At 43.4% G+C, this 461-nt stretch carries 1 protein-coding gene; it reads right to left on the bottom strand.

The annotated features are described in order from the left end of the window. Positions 1–72: 72 nt before the first annotated feature. The coding region (locus KTH90_RS24720) for a transposase (RefSeq protein WP_238727622.1) at positions 73–461 on the bottom strand (389 nt) is incomplete at its 5' end.

Here is a 461-nt window from a genome sequence, read left to right as displayed (position 1 = left end):
TGACTAATAACGGATAGATGTCTTATCCGTTTAGAAATGTTATACTTATGGTGGTGGTTTCATCCGCTTTACTTAAAATCGATAGGTAAAGCTGACAGGTATCTGGAATCTATGCTGGTGGGCATAGTTCCGACCGGGTCTGACAGGCAGCGTATGCTGCCTGATCAGATCCTCTATATCTGGCGGCGATTCTCCGTTATGAAGCCTGATAAAATAATGGCAGGCTTGGAATGCCACCGTATAATTCACCTGATGAACATGTTTCTTTTTCTGGCACGTTGAAACGGTATGAGCCGTAATAATAGAGCAGAAATTGAACAAGATCAGCCGTGCCCAAAGTTCATGGGTTATCATTTCCCGCTTTTTGGAGTGTAGATTTATGGCACCTAAGGCATGTTTTAATGTGCAGAAGGATGTTTCGATCCCCCATCTCATGCCATAGAGGGACTTGATTTCCATAG

The organism is Diplocloster modestus (genome assembly GCF_019042245.1).
In the GTDB taxonomy this organism is placed as follows: Bacteria; Bacillota; Clostridia; order Lachnospirales; family Lachnospiraceae; genus Diplocloster; species Diplocloster modestus.
The sequence above is the reverse complement of the archived record's forward strand: the minus strand, read 5'-3'. Positions and strand labels throughout refer to the sequence as shown.